This window comes from Pseudomonas sp. CFBP 8771, assembly GCF_014841695.1.
In the GTDB taxonomy this organism is placed as follows: Bacteria; Pseudomonadota; Gammaproteobacteria; order Pseudomonadales; family Pseudomonadaceae; genus Aquipseudomonas; species Aquipseudomonas baltica.
Map to the genome: position 1 here is coordinate 704,406 of NZ_JACYUJ010000001.1, position 16,386 is coordinate 720,791.

Consider the following 16,386-nt stretch of genomic DNA (forward strand, 5'->3'; position numbering starts at 1 on the left):
CAGAGCCCGCTCCCACAGAATTCGCGATCACCTTGTGGGAGCGGGCTCTGCCCGCGAAGGGCGCGCTGCGGATTGGACTCAGAGGGCCTTGCTGACGTGAATGTCGCTGATGCTCGCCGCAGCGTCGCCGTGCAAGGTGACCAGGGCAGCCTGGGCCTCTTCCAGCGAGCCGGTGGGCAGGTGGGCGAAGTCCCAGCGGCGTTGGCCGTCGAGGTTGTAGCGGATCACATACTTGATCATGGGCGCCCCTGTATCAGGTGAATTTCGAAGCCGTGCGGCGCACGATCTTGATCTTGTGGGTGAAGCTGCTCTTGCGCGCCACGCTGGACAGCTTGGTGCCCGCAGTGTCGATGGTGATGTTCCAGAAGCCTGTGCTCGGCGCGCTGATCTTGGCCGGGAAGGTATCGAACGCGCCGCCGTGGTAGGTGTGTCGACCACCGTTCTTGAAGCTGCGGAAATTGGCATCGCTCATCAGGCGGATGTTGCAGAGCTGGGAGCACTCGATGACGACCAGGTCATCTTCATTGAGGTGCTCGCGCTGGTGAACGAATTTCATGGGCTCTCCACTGTTGCAGGTGCGCGAGTTACAGGTGCGCGCAAAAGCGCAACGATATCATGCGCGTCGCGAGACGGATAAATTCTACCGATGCATGGAGCAAATTCATGACCTTGCGGTCACAGGGTATTTAATGACGGAGATGCATCATGAAGTGGGCCTGGTTGACGGCAATGGTATTGCTCGGTGGTTGTGCCACCGTGACGGACATCGAGAAAAGCCCCGAGACCATGAGCGTGATTTCCGGCAAGACCCCCAAGGAGTATTCCACCTGCGTGGTCGCCCAGCTGAGCGACAGTCGCGGGCCCTCCGTGATCGAGCAGAAGCATGACGGCTATCGGATCATCGTTCCGCAGAAACTCTCCAAGGATCCAGCCGCCGTGCTGATCGTCGACGATCGCTCCGGCGGCAGCAGCATCAAGGTCCACGAACGTCTGTCCAACGTGCCGCTGCGCCCCGCCGACGTGCGTCAGGCGGCCGAGAAATGCATTTCCGGCTGAGCCGTCTCTACTTGCACACCACCACCAGGCTGCGGGTCTGGTAGTTGCCCAGGTCGGCATCTGCCAGCCCGACCTCGCCGGTACGCCGCGGTACACCTTGCGTGGCGACCGTCTGATAGCCGGCAGGGCACTCCAGGCGGGCCTGTTCGTCGCACTTGTCCCAGGACATGGCTTGACCCGAGCAATCGATGTTCAAGCCTTGTTGGCCGTTCTTGAGAATGGTGGGCGAAGTGCTTGCGCAGGCCGAAACGGCAAGCACGGCAAGGGTGGCCAGGGTGGTGCGCAGGAGGGTGCTCATGGGGCGGGATTCTTCAGGTAGACAAGGGGGCCGCTATGCGGTGGCGCAATGCTATACACTGCCAGGCGGCAAGGGTAGTTGTGCAAGGAAATTTTCCGTTGCTCGACCGGTGTAGCAATATTTACCTTGCAGTGGAACTATCTGCATCAGGATTTCTCTATCAACCAATCGGTTGGCCAGCGGCAGGCATTGTTAGGTAGTCGACGCCTGAACCCGACTGTGCCGTAACTCGTCAGCATTGCTCTTCTGTAAGGACTCACATGATCAAGAAATGCTTGTTTCCAGCGGCCGGCTACGGTACTCGCTTCCTGCCAGCGACCAAAGCAATGCCCAAGGAAATGCTGCCGATCGTCAACAAGCCGCTGATCCAGTACGGCGTCGAAGAGGCTCTGGAAGCTGGCCTGAGCCAGATTTCCATCGTCACCGGGCGCGGCAAGCGCGCGATCGAAGACCACTTCGACATCAGCTACGAGCTGGAAACCCAGATCAAGGGCACCGAAAAGGAAAAGTACCTGGTCGGTATTCGCAAGCTGATCGACCAGTGCACCTTCTCCTACACCCGCCAGGTGCAGATGAAAGGCCTGGGCCACGCCATTCTCAGCGGTCGCCCGCTGATCGGCGACGAGGCGTTCGCGGTAGTGCTGGCGGACGACATGTGCGTGAATCTGGACGGCGACGGTGTGCTGCAGCAGATGGTCAAGCTGTACAACCAGTTCCGCTGCTCGATCGTGGCCATTCAGGAAGTCGACCCGCAGGAAACCCACAAGTACGGTGTGATCGCCGGCGACATGATCCGTGAAGATATCTTTCGCGTGACCAGCATGGTCGAAAAGCCAAAGCCTGAAGATGCGCCGTCAAACCTGGCTATCATCGGCCGCTACATCCTGACCCCGGACATCTTCGACCTCATCGAACAGACCGAGCCAGGCAAGAGTGGCGAGATCCAGATCACCGATGCCCTGATGAAGCAGGCCCAGAACGGTTGCGTGCTGGCCTACAAGTTCAAGGGCGAGCGTTTCGACTGCGGCGGCGCCGAAGGCTACATCGACGCCACCAACTTCTGCTTCGAAAACTTCTACAAGACCGGCAAAGCGTTCATCTGACGCCCAATCGGTTAGCATGATCGACGCCGCTGCCCTCTGGACAGCGGCGTTCTTGTTTATGGCTACGGCTCGCGTGCGGGCCGTGCAGGTGCCAGGAGAGCAACATGAGCTATGACTTCGATTTATTCGTGATTGGCGCCGGTTCCGGCGGCGTGCGCGCGGCGCGCTTCGCCGCAGGGTTCGGCGCGAAAGTGGCAGTGGCTGAAAGCCGCTACCTGGGCGGCACCTGCGTCAATGTCGGCTGCGTGCCGAAGAAGTTGCTGGTGTATGGCGCCCACTTCGCCGACGACTTCGACCACGCCAGCGGTTTTGGCTGGAGCCTGGAGAAGCCTTCGTTCGATTGGCCAACCTTGATTGCCAACAAGAACAAGGAGATCGAACGGCTCAACGGCATCTATCGCAACCTGCTGGTCAACAGCGGCGTGAAACTGCTGGAAGGCCATGCACGCCTGGTGGACGCGCACACGGTCGAAGTGGATGGCCAGCGCTTCAGCGCCGAGCACATCCTGATAGCCACCGGTGGCTGGCCGCAGATTCCCGATGTGCCGGGTCGTGAGCATGCCATCACCTCGAACGAGGCGTTTTTCCTCGAGCAACTGCCCAAGCGCGTCATCGTGGTTGGTGGCGGTTACATCGCCGTCGAATTCGCCGGGATCTTCAATGGCCTTGGCAGCGAAACCACCTTGCTCTACCGCGGCGAGATGTTTCTGCGTGGCTTCGACGGAGCGGTGCGCAAGCACTTGAGCGAAGAGCTGACCAAGCGCGGCATGAACCTGCAATTCAATTCCGATATTGCCCGCATCGACAAGCTCGACGACGGCAGCCTCAAGGTCACGCTCAAGGACGGTCGCGAGCTGGCGGCGGACTGCGTGTTCTATGCGACCGGGCGCCGGCCGATGCTGGATAACCTGGGGTTGGAAAATACCGGCGTGCAGTTGGACGACAAGGGGTTCATCCAGGTCGACGAGCAGTTCCAGACCACAGAACCCTCGATCCTGGCGCTGGGCGATGTTATTGGCCGGGTGCAGTTGACCCCGGTAGCGTTGGCCGAGGGCATGGCCGTGGCGCGTCGCCTGTTCAAGCCCGAGCAGTATCGCCCGGTGGACTACAAGCACATCCCCACTGCAGTGTTCAGCCTGCCGAACATCGGCACCGTGGGCTTGACCGAGGAAGAGGCGCGCGAGCAGGGGCATTCGGTACAGATCTTCGAGAGCCGTTTCCGACCCATGCAACTGAGCCTGACCCATAGCCAGGAGCGCACCCTGATGAAGCTGGTGGTCGATGCCGACACCGACAAGGTGCTGGGTTGCCACATGGTTGGCCCTGATGCCGGCGAGATTGTCCAGGGCCTGGCAATTGCGCTCAAGGCGGGCGCGACCAAGCAGGTCTTCGACGAAACCATCGGCGTGCATCCCACCGCTGCCGAAGAATTCGTCACCATGCGCACTCCAGTGGACGCCTGAGCCTGCGGCCTGCCGGTCAGTCCGGCAGGCCGACCACGGCAGCGTATTCCTGCAGTGCGGCGTCATGGCTGATACCCAGTTTTTCCATGGCGCAGCGCTTTTGCCGGCTGATGGTTTTTTCGCTGCGCTGCAGACGTGCAGCGACGTCGCGTCCGCTCATGCCTCCCACCAGTAACCTCAGCACTTCCAACTCGCGGGCCGACAGGCGTTCATGGGCGCCCCGGTGTTCCACTTCATATTCGGCCAGGCGTCGGGTGAAGCGTGCACTGAGGTAGTGGTTGCCGCGCATGAGGCTGTGGGCCGCCGTGCTCAGATGGCTCAGGCACTCCTGCTTGTCATAGAGCCCTCGGGCGCCGCTGTCGAGGATAGCCCGCAGCACCATGGGATTATCCAGCGTGGTCAGCACCAGCACCGGCAGGCGCGGGTAGCGCAGACGCACCTGGCGCAGCAGTGCCAGGCCGTCGCCACCCTCGAGCTGAGGCATGCGGTAGTCGGTGATCAGCAGATCGCAGGCATGCTGCTGCAGCGATTCGAGCACTCGGTTGGCGTTTTCGGCCTCGCCGACCACGCTGAAACGCGCGCGCGGGGCGCGCTCCAGCGCAATGCGCAGCCCAAGTCGAACGGCCGAGTGGTCGTCGGCCACAATGGTTTTGATAGTCACCTGGTTGATCTCATCTGCGGAAGCGGGCCTCATGCTATCCGCCGGGTCCCAGGCATGGCTGTAGGGAGTGCGTGGGTGCGACTGTGCGAAAAGTCGACAAAAAGCAGTGTCATTGCCCTGTGTTCATATTTCTTCTTTATTATGGGTAGCTTCGATAGGCAAAACCAATCGACAGCATCCAGTTTGCCAATGAGCTATCGGTCAAGCATGTGTCTAGGATGCTGCCTATCGAATTCAAACACGATTTCAACCCCCTGAAGGAGAGTCACCGATGCCGATCATCAACAGCCAAGTCAAGCCATTCAACGCTACCGCTTACCACAATGGCGCTTTCGTGCCGGTCAGCGACGCCGATCTGAAAGGCAAGTGGTCTGTCGTATTCTTCTACCCAGCCGACTTCACCTTCGTTTGCCCAACCGAACTGGGCGACTTGGCCGACAACTACGAAGCTTTCAAGCAACTGGGCGTGGAAATCTATGGTGTGTCGACCGACACCCACTTCACCCACAAGGCCTGGCACGACACTTCGGACACCATCGGCAAGATCCAGTACCCGCTGATCGGTGACCCGACTCACACCATTTCGAAGAACTTCGACGTGCTGATCGAGGCCGACGGCATCGCTGACCGTGGCACTTTCGTGATCAACCCGGAAGGCCAGATCAAGATCGTCGAGCTGAACGACGGCGGTGTAGGCCGTGATGCATCCGAACTGCTGCGCAAGGTCAAAGCGGCCCAGTACGTCGCCGCTCACCCAGGCGAAGTCTGCCCAGCCAAGTGGAAAGAAGGCGAGGCCACCCTGGCTCCGTCGTTGGACCTGGTTGGCAAGATCTAAGCAGCTTCCCAGGCTGTCTCCTGCGGGTCACTCCCCGCAGGATTGCATCACCCCTGTAGGAGCGGTCATCGGCTGCGAAAATCCGCCGCGTTTTGCTTGTCCGAACGCAGCGCCTGATTCGCACCCAGCGACCGCTCCTACGGTTGTTAACTTCTCCAAAAGCATCATCGCTCACTCGGGGTCGATTACCCCGGCGGGCAACTGTCGTCTTCGAAACATTCAAAACGGAAATCGCCCTCATGTTGGACGCCAATCTTAAAGCCCAGTTGAAAGCCTATCTGGAACGGGTCACCCAACCGATCGAGATCGTCGCGTCCCTTGATGACGGCGCGAAATCCGAGGAATTGCTCGGTCTGCTGCGCGACATCGACGCGCTGTCGGACAAGATCACGCTGCTCGACAATGGCAACGATGCACGCAAGCCATCGTTCTCCATCAACCGTCCCGGCGCGGACATCGGCCTGCGTTTCGCCGGTATCCCCATGGGTCACGAATTCACCTCGCTGGTACTGGCGTTGCTGCAGGTTGGCGGCCACCCTTCCAAGGCCAGTGCCGAGGTCATCGAACAGATCGCTGCGTTGAAAGGCGAGTTTCTGTTCGAAAGCTATTTTTCCCTGTCATGCCAGAACTGCCCGGACGTGGTCCAGGCGCTGAACCTGATGGCGGTGCTCAACCCCAACATTCGTCACGTGGCCATCGACGGCGCGTTGTTCCAGGCTGAAGTGGAAGAGCGGCAGGTCATGGCCGTGCCGAGCGTCTACCTCAACGGCAAGAACTTCGGTCAGGGCCGCATGGGCCTCGAAGAGATTCTGGCGAAGATCGACACCAGCGCCACTGATCGCCAGGCGGAAAAACTCAACGCCAAGCAGGCGTTTGACATGCTGGTGATCGGCGGCGGGCCTGCCGGTGCGGCAGCTGCCATCTACGCTGCTCGCAAAGGCATCCGTACCGGTGTTGCCGCCGAACGTTTCGGCGGCCAGGTGCTGGACACCATGGCCATCGAGAACTTCATTTCCGTGCAGGAAACCGAAGGCCCGAAATTGGCCGTGGCGCTTGAAGAGCACGTCAAGCAATACGAAGTGGACATCATGAACCTGCAGCGTGCCGAGAAACTGATCCCTGGCAAGGACGGTGCGCCCCATGAAGTGATCTTTGCCAGCGGTGCGTCACTCAAAGCCAAGACGCTGATTCTGGCGACCGGTGCGCGCTGGCGTGAAATGAACGTGCCGGGTGAGCAGGAGTACCGCAACCGCGGCGTGGCCTACTGCCCGCACTGCGACGGTCCGCTGTTCAAGGGCAAGCGCGTGGCGGTGATCGGTGGTGGCAACTCCGGTGTGGAAGCCGCCATCGACCTGGCCGGTATCGTTGCCCATGTCACGCTGATCGAGTTCGACACCCAGCTGCGTGCCGACGCCGTGCTGCAGCGCAAGCTGCACAGCCTGCCCAACGTCAAGGTGATCACCAGTGCCCTGACCACCGAAGTGACCGGTGACGGCCAGCGTGTCAACGGCCTGCGCTACAAGGATCGGCAGAGCAGCGAGCATCACGAAATCGCTCTGGAAGGTATCTTCGTGCAGATCGGCCTGCTGCCCAACACCGACTGGCTCAAAGGCACCATCGAGCTGTCGAACCGCGGCGAGATCATGGTCGATGCACGCGGCGAGACCGATCTGCCGGGTATCTTCGCTGCCGGTGACGTGACCACCGTGCCGTTCAAGCAGATCGTGATCGCGGTCGGCGAGGGCGCCAAGGCTTCGCTGGCAGCCTTCGATCACCTGATCCGCACTTCTGCGCCTGCCTGATCGGCCAACTGACGCGGCTTGCGCCGCTGCTACAGGAGGGGCGCTGGGCTGACGCGGCTTGCGCCGCTGCTACAGGGTAGCGCTGGGCTGACGCGGCTTGCGCCGCTGCTACAGGAGGGGCGCTGGGCTGACGCGGCTTGCGCCGCTGCTACAGGGTAGCGCTGGGCTGACGCGGCTTGCGCCGCTGCTACAGGAGGGGCGCTTGACCGACGCGGCTTGCGCCGCTGCTACGGGGTAACACCTGTAGCAGCGGCGCAAGCCGCGTCGCTTTTGACAATATCAAACCCTCTGCTTCAACTTCTGCTGCGCGCCCAATCTTCCAGACAAACTTCAAGTAACTAAAGAAGTTGCCGTCCCCACTGTTGCGTCATTTACGTTTCTGCGAAGTTGCACTATCGTGTGCAAGCAAGCGTGGCATCTGCAAGAGAGCCCGGCTCGAAAAAGGGCAGGGCGCCATCAGGTTCTGTCCGGAGTAGAGACATTGTCAAGACTCGCTGAATACCGTGCCGCCGAAAAGGCATTGCAAGAACAACTCGCCCAGCTCGAAACAATGAAGAACGACGCGGGGTTGAAGAAAGAAATCGAGTTCGAGAAAAAGCTCCTGGGTTTGATGAAAACCTATGAAAAGGGCCTGCGCGACATCGTCGCCATTCTCGATCCGCAAACTGCCTCCGCCAGGGCGCCAGCCCCTGCGCCCAAGCAGCAACGGCGGGCGCGGGTGGTCAAGGTGTACGAGAACCCGCACACCGGCGAGCGCATCGAAACCAAGGGTGGCAATCACCACGGCCTCAAAGCCTGGAAACAGGAGCATGGCGTCAGCACCGTAGACGGCTGGTTGCTTCGCTGAGTGAATTCGATGAAAAACGCTGAGTGAGTGCTCAGGTTTTCACATCCTTTTCACAGCCACTGTTCCATTATGAAATCCGCTGATGGAACAGCGCCCCAAATGCCCGCTTCGGCGGGCTTCTTATTGCCTGAAATTCAAGATTATCTTCCGCGTTACACTCTCCGCGTCTCATTGTCGCGCATTCAAAGCGTCGTCGCGTTTGGCATCGTCCATTGCGTTCCGTATCATGACTCGCAGCTACTGCCCATTCATTCAAGGGAGCTTTCATGAGCCTCGATCATTTGAACAGTGTGCCCGGTGTAACCGCGCAACCTGAAGCCGCCACATCCCAGTTCGTCTTCAACCACACCATGTTGCGGGTCAAGAACATCGAGCGGTCGCTGGACTTCTATACCCGGGTATTGGGTTTCAGCCTGGTGGAGAAGCGGGATTTTGCCGAGGCCCAGTTCAGCCTGTATTTCCTGGCACTGGTGGACAAGTCGACGATTCCTGCGGATGACAAGGCGCGCACCACCTGGATGAAGTCGATGCCCGGCGTTCTGGAGTTGACCCATAACCATGGCACCGAGAACGATGCGGACTTCGCTTACCACGATGGCAACAGCGACCCACGTGGCTTCGGTCACATCTGTGTGTCGGTGCCGGATATCCACGCGGCCTGCGAGCGTTTCGAAACGCTGGGTGTGGACTTCCAGAAGCGTTTGACCGATGGCCGCATGAAGAGCATCGCCTTCATCAAGGACCCTGACGGTTACTGGGTCGAAATCATCCAGCCGGACCTCTAACCTTCCGCCCCGCACACCGCGGTGCTTTCTTCGCGGCCGCTGACCGCTCCTACAGAGGGGGCGTGGCACCGGGGCTACGCAGGGATATGCTGGCGGTAACGCTGGTAGGCGCCGTGATAGGCCGAGACATTGGCGGGGATGGGTTGGGTGCGACTGGTTTCATCCAGGCGCACGCAGCGTTCGCATAACAGGGCCAAGCCTTGTGGATCCTGCCCGGCGCACCACGCCGCCTGGATTGCCGCGCCCAATGCCGCGGCTTCCGGCTGCTCGGTGCAGACCACCGGGGCGTCCATGATGTCCGCTACTATCTGCCGCCACACCGGGCTCTTCGAGCCGCCCCCGATCAGCCGTATCACGCGGGTTTGCAGGCCGCCTGCGCGCAGCAGGTCCAGGCCATAGCGCAGGCCGAAGGTGGTGCCTTCCACCGCCGCGCGGCACAGGTTTGCCGCGCTCAGGTTGTCACTGGTTAGCCCCAGCACCGAGCCGGTGGCGTGAGGCAGCGCGGGTACCCGTTCGCCATTGAGGAACGGCAGCATCACGATACCTGCGGCGCCAATCGGTGCCTGCGCCACGGCCTTGTTGAAACCGCTGATGTCCAACTGCAGCAACTCGCGCACGGCCGTAGTCACATTGGTCAGGTTCATGGTGCAGATCAGCGGCAACCACCCTCCCGACGACGAACAGAACGTCGCCACCGCCGGTTCGTCCAGCACGGTAGGCTGGTCGCTGCAGGCGTACACCGTGCCGGAAGACCCCAGGCTCATGGTGATGACTCCAGGGTGGGTGTTATCGGTGCCGATGGCGCCCATCATGTTGTCGCCGCCGCCGCTGGCGACCACAGCCAACGGATTGATACCCAGGCGTGCGGCAATTCCCGGACGAATCGTGCCCACTGGCTGATGCGACTCGATCAGCGGCGGCACTGCCGCTTCCAGCCGCCCGCTGGGGTCGATCTGGCGCAGCAGGGCAAAGTCCCACTGGCGCTCGCGCACGTTGAAGTAACCGGTGCCCGAAGCGTCACCGTATTCGGCGCGCGCCAGCCCGGTCAGCCAGAAGTTCAGGTAGTCGTGGGGCAACAGCACGTGGGCGATGCGCTCGAATATCTGCGGATGATGCTCGCGGGTCCAGAGCAGCTTCGACACGGTATACCCCGGCGCAATGACCAGCCCCAGGCGGTCGAGCGAGCCCTGTTCACCACCCAGTTCGGCCAGCAGGCGCTCGTTCTGCGGCGTGCTCTCGGTGTCGCACCAGAGCTTGGCCGGGCGCAGCGGTTGCCCGTCTGCGTCCAGCAACACCAGCCCATGCTGCTGGCCGGACACACCGACGCCCAGAATCTGCTGGCCATCGATACCGGCTTGGGCCAGCGCCTGCGCGGTGGCCTGTTCGAACGCAGTCAGCCAGTCACTGGTGTGCTGCTCGCGCCGTCCGTTTTCGCCGCTGATCATATGATGAGCGGCCGAGCCCTGGCCCAGTACCTGGCCGCTGTCAGCGTCGAGGATCAGCGCCTTGGTGCCTTGGGTGCCGCAGTCGATCCCGAGAAACATGGCCGCTTACTCCTCGCCGTCCAGCAGCTGCTTCAAGGTGGCATGCACACCCTGGGTACGCAGGCTGTGGAGATTGCGTTCGAAGGCCGCGACGAACTCCGCCGAGCGTGGGATCTGCCTGCCAAAGATTTCCTCGACCCCCAGCAGCCGTTGGGTAAGCAATGCCTGGTCGGCCACCAATGCCTGGCAGAACTCGGCGCGTGGATCTGGAATGGTGTAGTGCGTGCCGTTCTCGTCGACGCCGCCCAGATAAAGCGCCCAGGCCGCTACCACCAGCGCCGCACGCTCGGTGCCCTGCCGATCGGCGATCAGGCGGTTGATGGTCGGCACGGTGAACTTGGGAAACTTCGAGGAGCCGTCCGAACACACGCGTTCCAACTGGTCGGCGATGGCCTGGTTGGAGAAGCGCTCGATCAGCGTGTCCTTGTAGCCTTCCAGGTCGATGCCAGGCACGGAAGCCAGTTGTGGCGTGACGTCGAGGTCCATGTAGGCGCGGATGTAGCGCACGAACAGCGGATCGTTCATGGTCTCGTGAACGAAGCGGTAACCTTTCAGGAAGCCCAGGTAGGTCAGGGCCAGGTGGCTGCCGTTGAGCAGTTTGATCTTCATCTCTTCATAGGGCGTGACATCGTCGGTGAACTGCACGCCGACCTTTTCCCAGGCGGGCCGGCCCGCGCCGAACTTGTCCTCTACCACCCATTGCACGAACGGCTCGCAGACAACCGGCCAGCTGTCCTCTACGCCATGCCGTTCGCGCAGTTGGGCGCGATGGGCCTCGCTGGTCATCGGCGTGATGCGGTCGACCATGGCATTGGGGAACTGCACATGGCTGGCGATCCAGTCGTGCAGCGTCGGGTCCTGCAGCGCCGCGAACGCCAGCAACGCCTTGCGCGCGACTGCGCCGTTATGGGGCAGGTTGTCACAGGACATCACGGTGAAGGCGTCGATGCCGGCGTCGCGCCGTCGTTGCAAGGCCGCGCAGAGAAAGCCGAAGACGGTGGTGGGCGTCAGCGGGTGAGCCAGGTCGTGCTGGATCTGCGGCAAGTGAGCCATGAACTCGCCGTTGCTGTCGTCGATGCAATAGCCCCCTTCGGTGATGGTCAGTGAAACGATGCGCACCGCGGGCTCGGCCAGCTTGACGATCAGGGCCTCGGCGCTCTCTTCGGCCAGGAGCATGTCGGTGATCGCGCCGATCACTCGCACTTCGGTGTCCGGCGTGTCGCCCAGTTCCACCAGGGTGTAGTAGAAATCCTGCTCGGCCAGGGCGTCGCGGACCTTGCGGTCTTCGCTGCGCAAGCCGGCGCCGCAGATAGCCCACTGCCGGGCTTCGCCCTGGTTCATCAGGGCATCGGTGTAGAACGCCTGGTGCGCGCGGTGGAACCCACCGACGCCGATGTGGACGATGCCATGCGCGAGTGTCGTCGGGTCGTAGGCGGGCAACTGGATGTGCTCGGCGAGCTGATGCAGATTCTGTCGATTGAGTTTCATGTTCGGTCCTGTATCAGGCAGCGGCCTGCAGCGGTTTGGCCACGGCAATGCCCTGGGCATCGAAAAGGTGGCAGTACTCGGCGTCCAGCAGCAGGTTCAGGCGTTCGCCGTACTGACTGCGCAGATCGCCGCGGATTCGCAGGGTCAGCGGTTCCTGCGAGTCGGTGACGACGTGGCAGAAGGTATCGCTGCCCAGCCGCTCGCTGACATCGGCGGTCACCGCCAGCTGGCATTGTCCCGGCTGCGCCAGGTCGAGGTGCTCGGGGCGAATGCCCAAGGTCACCGCATCGCCGACTTTCAGCGTCTGGCTGACGCGGGGCAGGTAGATCCGGGTGCCGGCGTCGAGGGCAACTTCACAGCCCTGGCCATCGACCCGGCTGAGCGTGCCTTTGAGGAAACCCATCTTCGGCGTCCCGAGAAAACCGGCGACGAACAGGTTGGCCGGATGATGGTACAGCTCCAAAGGCGCCCCTACCTGTTCGACGCGGCCGCCGTTGAGCACCACCACCTTGTCGGCCAGGGTCATGGCTTCGACCTGGTCATGGGTGACGTAGATCATGGTGGCCTGCAGTTCCTTGTGCAGGCGCGACAGTTCCAGGCGGGTCTGCACGCGCAGGGCTGCGTCGAGGTTGGACAGTGGCTCGTCGAACAGGAAGATCTTGGGGTGACGGACGATGGCGCGCCCGATCGCCACGCGTTGGCGCTGGCCGCCCGACAACTGCTTGGGCTTGCGGTCGAGCAGGGCGCCCAGTTCGAGAATGCGTGCAGCTTCCGCTACCTTGCTCTCGACTTCCGCTTTGGGCTTGCCGGCCAGGTCCAGTGCGAACGACAGGTTCTTGCGCACCGTCATGTGCGGATACAGGGCGTAGGTCTGGAACACCATGGCCAGGTCGCGCTTGGCCGGGGTCACTTCGGTGATGTCGCGACCGTCCAGCTCGATGGTGCCACTGCTGACTTCCTCGAGCCCGGCGATCAAACGCAGCAGCGTCGACTTGCCGCAGCCTGACGGGCCGACGAACACCACGAATTCGCGGTCGTGCACTTCCAGGTCGATGCCCTTGATGATCTGCAGGCCTTCGAAGCCCTTTTTCAGGTTTTTTATTTTCAGAGTGGCCATGGGATGGTTCCTGATATGAGTACGTTGTTGGCGATGCTGGCCTCTTCGCGGCCACTGGCCGCTCCTACAAGGGTCGTGCAGAACCCGTAGGAGCGGTCAGCGGCCGCGAAGGCGTCCGTGAAATCGCCACCGGTCACTTGACTGCCCCGAAGGACAGGCCGCGCACCAGCTGCTTCTGGCTGATCCAGCCGAAGATCAGAATCGGCGCGCAGGCCAGGGTCGAAACGGCTGACAGCTTGGCCCAGAACAAGCCTTCCGGGCTTGAGTACGAGGCGATCAGGGCGGTCAACGGCGCGGCGCCGGAGCTGGTCAGGTTCAACGACCAGAAGGCTTCGTTCCAGCACAGGATCAACGACAGCAGCACGGTCGAGGCCAGGCCACCCTTGCTGATCGGCAACAGCACCCGAAGCATTTCCTGGCCCAGCGTGGCACCGTCCAGGCGTGCCGCTTCGAGGATTTCCCGGGGGATGTCCTTGAAGTAGGTGTACACCATCCAGACCACGATCGGCAGGTTGATCAGGGTGTAGATGACGATCAGGGCAATGCGTGAATCCAGCAGGCCGGCACCCTTGGCCAGCAGGTAGATGGGCATCAGCACACCCACCGGTGGCAGCATCTTGGTGGAGAGCATCCACAGCAAGGTCTGCTTGGTGCGCTTGGTTTCATAGAACGCCATCGAGTAGGCGGCCGGCACTGCAATCAACATGCACAGGGCGGTGGCACTGAAGGAAATCAGCACCGAGTTCCAGGCGAAGTGCAGGTAGTCGCTGCGCTCCTGAATGTGCAGGTAGTTTTCCAGGGTTGGCGTGAAGATGAACTGCGGCGGTGTGGCGAAGGCGTCGATCTCGGTCTTGAAGCTGGTCAGCACCATCCAGAAGATCGGGAAGAACACCAGGATCGCCACGGCCCAGGCCAGGCAGCCCAGGACCAGGCTTTGCAGGCGACGCGATTGTTGAAGTGTCATGGTGCAGGCCCTCAATTCTTGTCGGTGAGGTTTTTGCCGATCATCCGCACCAGGATGATGGCGGCGATGTTGGCGATGACCACGGCGATCAAGCCACCAGCGGAGGCCATGCCCACGTCGAACTGCACCAGCGCCTGGTTGTAGATCAGGTAGGCAAGGTTGGTGGAGGCGAAACCCGGACCACCGTTGGTAGTGGTGAAGATTTCCGCGAACACCGAGAGCAGGAAGATCGTTTCGATCATCACCACCACGGCGATGGGCCGCGCCAGATGCGGCAGCGTCAGGTGCCAGAAGATCGCCAGGGCGCCGGCGCCGTCAAGCCGCGCGGCCTCTTTCTGTTCCTGGTCCAGCGACTGCATGGCGGTCATCAGCAGCAGGATGGCGAACGGCAGCCATTGCCAACTGACGATGACGATGATCGAGAACAGCGGGTAATGGGCGAGCCAGTCGACCGGTTCGGCACCGAAGAATTTCCACACCGCAGCGAGGATCCCCGACACCGGATGGAAAATCAGGTTCTTGAAGATCAGCGCGCCAACCGTGGGCATGATGAAGAACGGCGAGATGAGCATCACTCGCACGATACCTCGGCCCAGGAACTCGCTGGCTTCCAGCAGGGCTGCGATCAGTACGCCGAAGACCACGCTGATCAACAGCACGCTGCCCACCAGCAGCAAGGTATTGGTGGCGCCCGGCATGAAGCCGGCGTCGGTGAGGAAGAAGCTGAAATTCTCCAGCCCGACGAATTCGTTCTCGCCGGGGTACAGCAGGTTGTAGCGGATCAGCGAGAAGTAGACGGTCATGCCCAGTGGCACGATCATCCATAGCAGCAGCAAGGCCACCGACGGCGTGACCAGAAACCAGCCGGGGTTGGACAAGCGGCGCTTGCCCGTCACCTCAGCGGCGTCGGGCTGGGGCTTGGCAGTCGTAGTATTCATGAGTGCGCACCTGGTGAGCAGGGCTGCCCGCCACGGTCGGCGGGCAGCAGGGCGGACGTGTTACTGCTTGGGGTAGCCGGCGCGCTTCATGGCGCGTTCGGTCGCCGTCTGCGCAACCACCAACGCCTGGTCCGCGGTGGTCTGCCCGGTCAGCGCGGCAGCGAATGCCTTGCCGACTTCAGTACCGATGGCCTGGAACTCGGGAATGGTCACCAGTTGGATGCCAACGTAGGGCTTGGCATCGGTCTGCTTGGGATCGGCGACCTTCAGCGATTCGAGCGTGATGTGGGCGAACGGCGCCGCCTTCAGGTACTCGTCGGTGTAGGTCGACTTGCGCGTGCCAGGTGGGACATTGGCCACGCCGTCGGTCTTGGCGACCAGCGCTGCATATTCCTTGGACGTTGCCCAGGCCGAAAACTGCTGCGCGGCCTGCTGGTTCTTCGAGCTGGCTGGGATGGCCAGGGCCCAGGAGTACAGCCAGGCCGAGCCCTTGTCGGTGGTTTCATGAGGGGCGAAGGTGAAGCCGACACTGTCGGCGACCTTGCTTTGGGTCTTGTCCATGGTGAACGAGCCGGCGACGCTGGCGTCGACCCAGATGGCGCACTTGCCACTGTTGAACAGCGCCAGGTTCTCGTTGAAGCCATTGCTCGAAGCGCCTGGAGGGCCGGACTTCTTCATGTTGTCGACATAGAAGTTCAGCGCTTTCTTCCAGGCTTCGCTGTCGAACTGTGGCTTCCACTGGCTATCGAACCAGCTGCCGCCGAAGCTGTTGGCCACGGTAGTGATCAACGCCATGTTCTCGCCCCAGCCGGCCTTGCCGCGCAGGCACAGGCCGTATTGGTCTTTGCTCTTGTCGGTGAGTTTTCCGGCGAATTCGGCGATCTGGGTCCAGGTGGGTTTTTCCGGCATCTCGAGACCGGCCGCCTTGAACAGGTCGGTGCGGTAGTAGGTCATCGAGCTTTCAGCGTAGAACGGCAGGGCGTACAGCTGGCCTTTCACCGACAGGCCGTCGCGCACCGAAGGGAAGACATCGTCTATGTCGTAGCTGGCGGGCAGGTCCTTCATCGGTGACAGCCAACCCTTTGCGCCCCACAGCGAGGCTTCGTACATGCCGATGGTCAACACGTCGAACTGGCCGCCCTGGGTAGCGATATCGGTGGTCAGGCGCTGGCGCAGCACGTTTTCTTCCAGCACCACCCAATTGAGCATGATGTCGGGATGCTCGGACTCGAAAGTCTTGGCCAGGCGCTGCATGCGAATCATGTCGCTGTTGTTGACGGTGGCGATGGTCAGGGTGGTGTCGGCATGGCTGTAGCCACTGACGGCCAGTGCGCCACACAGACCGCTGGCAACGAGCAGGCGTTTGTAGTCTATGGTCATCTCGCATTCCTCTTCGGCACGCGGGGGGGCGGCCTTGGTTATTATTCTTGTGTCTTCGTAGAGGTGAAGCACTGCCTGTGATTACAGACCCCCGCAGGCATTCTG

17 protein-coding genes are annotated in these 16,386 nt (G+C 61.6%); 7 read left to right on the forward strand and 10 right to left on the reverse strand.

Going from position 1 to position 16,386, the window contains the following annotated elements; translation table 11 throughout:
* Positions 1 to 78 precede the first annotated feature (78 nt).
* Together IFT80_RS03090 and IFT80_RS03095 are read right to left on the reverse strand one after the other, a co-directional pair.
* On the reverse strand, positions 79 to 240 hold the full coding sequence (locus IFT80_RS03090; protein ID WP_192136727.1) for a hypothetical protein: 162 nt from the start codon (positions 238 to 240) through the stop codon (positions 79 to 81).
* 13 nt (positions 241 to 253) lie between these two features.
* Complete coding sequence (locus IFT80_RS03095) at positions 254 to 556, reverse strand: DUF1883 domain-containing protein (RefSeq protein WP_122476881.1); 303 nt, start codon at positions 554 to 556, stop codon at positions 254 to 256.
* A gap of 149 nt (positions 557 to 705) precedes the next feature.
* Here IFT80_RS03095 and IFT80_RS03100 point away from each other — a divergent pair, with 149 nt between their 5' ends.
* Entirely contained in the window at positions 706 to 1,056 is a 351-nt protein-coding gene (locus tag IFT80_RS03100; protein WP_192136728.1) for a hypothetical protein, read from the forward strand.
* A 7-nt stretch (positions 1,057 to 1,063) separates the two neighbouring features.
* On the opposite strand, the gene IFT80_RS03105 is transcribed toward IFT80_RS03100, so the two are convergent.
* A complete protein-coding gene (locus IFT80_RS03105; protein WP_244652276.1) occupies positions 1,064 to 1,354 on the reverse strand; it encodes a hypothetical protein in 291 nt (96 codons plus the stop codon).
* Between the two features lie 260 nt (positions 1,355 to 1,614).
* Between IFT80_RS03105 and galU the strand changes: the two genes are divergently transcribed.
* Together galU and gorA are read left to right on the forward strand one after the other, a co-directional pair.
* Positions 1,615 to 2,457: a UTP--glucose-1-phosphate uridylyltransferase GalU gene (gene galU / locus IFT80_RS03110; protein WP_122476885.1), complete on the forward strand. Its 843-nt coding sequence runs from the start codon at positions 1,615 to 1,617 to the stop codon at positions 2,455 to 2,457.
* A 104-nt stretch (positions 2,458 to 2,561) separates the two neighbouring features.
* A complete protein-coding gene (gene gorA / locus IFT80_RS03115) occupies positions 2,562 to 3,920 on the forward strand; it encodes a glutathione-disulfide reductase (RefSeq protein WP_122476886.1) in 1,359 nt (452 codons plus the stop codon).
* A gap of 16 nt (positions 3,921 to 3,936) precedes the next feature.
* Here gorA and IFT80_RS03120 read toward each other — a convergent pair whose 3' ends face one another.
* Positions 3,937 to 4,581: a response regulator gene (locus IFT80_RS03120; protein WP_163007478.1), complete on the reverse strand. Its 645-nt coding sequence runs from the start codon at positions 4,579 to 4,581 to the stop codon at positions 3,937 to 3,939.
* A 271-nt stretch (positions 4,582 to 4,852) separates the two neighbouring features.
* Here IFT80_RS03120 and ahpC point away from each other — a divergent pair, with 271 nt between their 5' ends.
* The 4 genes from ahpC to gloA all read left to right on the forward strand — a co-directional run bounded on the left by ahpC (position 4,853) and on the right by gloA (position 8,850).
* Complete coding sequence (gene ahpC, locus IFT80_RS03125) at positions 4,853 to 5,416, forward strand: alkyl hydroperoxide reductase subunit C (protein WP_122476891.1); 564 nt, start codon at positions 4,853 to 4,855, stop codon at positions 5,414 to 5,416.
* A gap of 239 nt (positions 5,417 to 5,655) precedes the next feature.
* On the forward strand, positions 5,656 to 7,218 hold the full coding sequence (gene ahpF / locus IFT80_RS03130) for an alkyl hydroperoxide reductase subunit F (RefSeq protein WP_122476892.1): 1,563 nt from the start codon (positions 5,656 to 5,658) through the stop codon (positions 7,216 to 7,218).
* Positions 7,219 to 7,699: 481 nt separating this feature from the next.
* Positions 7,700 to 8,065 carry a histone-like nucleoid-structuring protein, MvaT/MvaU family gene (locus IFT80_RS03135; protein ID WP_122476894.1) on the forward strand — a complete coding sequence of 122 codons (366 nt, stop codon included), beginning with the start codon at positions 7,700 to 7,702 and terminating at the stop codon, positions 8,063 to 8,065.
* A gap of 266 nt (positions 8,066 to 8,331) precedes the next feature.
* Positions 8,332 to 8,850, forward strand: coding sequence for a lactoylglutathione lyase (gloA, locus tag IFT80_RS03140; protein WP_122476895.1), 519 nt, complete (start codon positions 8,332 to 8,334; stop codon positions 8,848 to 8,850).
* A 74-nt stretch (positions 8,851 to 8,924) separates the two neighbouring features.
* Here the strand turns inward: gloA and xylB are convergent, their stop codons facing one another.
* The 6 genes from xylB to IFT80_RS03170 all read right to left on the reverse strand — a co-directional run bounded on the left by xylB (position 8,925) and on the right by IFT80_RS03170 (position 16,281).
* Positions 8,925 to 10,394 carry a xylulokinase gene (gene xylB, locus IFT80_RS03145; protein WP_192136729.1) on the reverse strand — a complete coding sequence of 490 codons (1,470 nt, stop codon included), beginning with the start codon at positions 10,392 to 10,394 and terminating at the stop codon, positions 8,925 to 8,927.
* A gap of 6 nt (positions 10,395 to 10,400) precedes the next feature.
* Positions 10,401 to 11,882, reverse strand: a complete 1,482-nt coding sequence (locus IFT80_RS03150; RefSeq protein WP_192136730.1) for a mannitol dehydrogenase family protein — start codon at positions 11,880 to 11,882, stop codon at positions 10,401 to 10,403.
* Between the two features lie 13 nt (positions 11,883 to 11,895).
* The gene (locus tag IFT80_RS03155) at positions 11,896 to 12,999 is read right to left on the reverse strand and encodes an ABC transporter ATP-binding protein (RefSeq protein WP_122476901.1); all 1,104 of its coding nucleotides are present in this window, start codon (positions 12,997 to 12,999) and stop codon (positions 11,896 to 11,898) included.
* A 133-nt stretch (positions 13,000 to 13,132) separates the two neighbouring features.
* Entirely contained in the window at positions 13,133 to 13,963 is an 831-nt protein-coding gene (locus IFT80_RS03160; protein ID WP_122715221.1) for a carbohydrate ABC transporter permease, read from the reverse strand.
* 11 nt (positions 13,964 to 13,974) lie between these two features.
* Positions 13,975 to 14,901 carry a carbohydrate ABC transporter permease gene (locus IFT80_RS03165; RefSeq protein WP_122476905.1) on the reverse strand — a complete coding sequence of 309 codons (927 nt, stop codon included), beginning with the start codon at positions 14,899 to 14,901 and terminating at the stop codon, positions 13,975 to 13,977.
* A gap of 60 nt (positions 14,902 to 14,961) precedes the next feature.
* The gene (locus tag IFT80_RS03170; protein ID WP_192136731.1) at positions 14,962 to 16,281 is read right to left on the reverse strand and encodes an ABC transporter substrate-binding protein; all 1,320 of its coding nucleotides are present in this window, start codon (positions 16,279 to 16,281) and stop codon (positions 14,962 to 14,964) included.
* Positions 16,282 to 16,386: the final 105 nt, after the last annotated feature.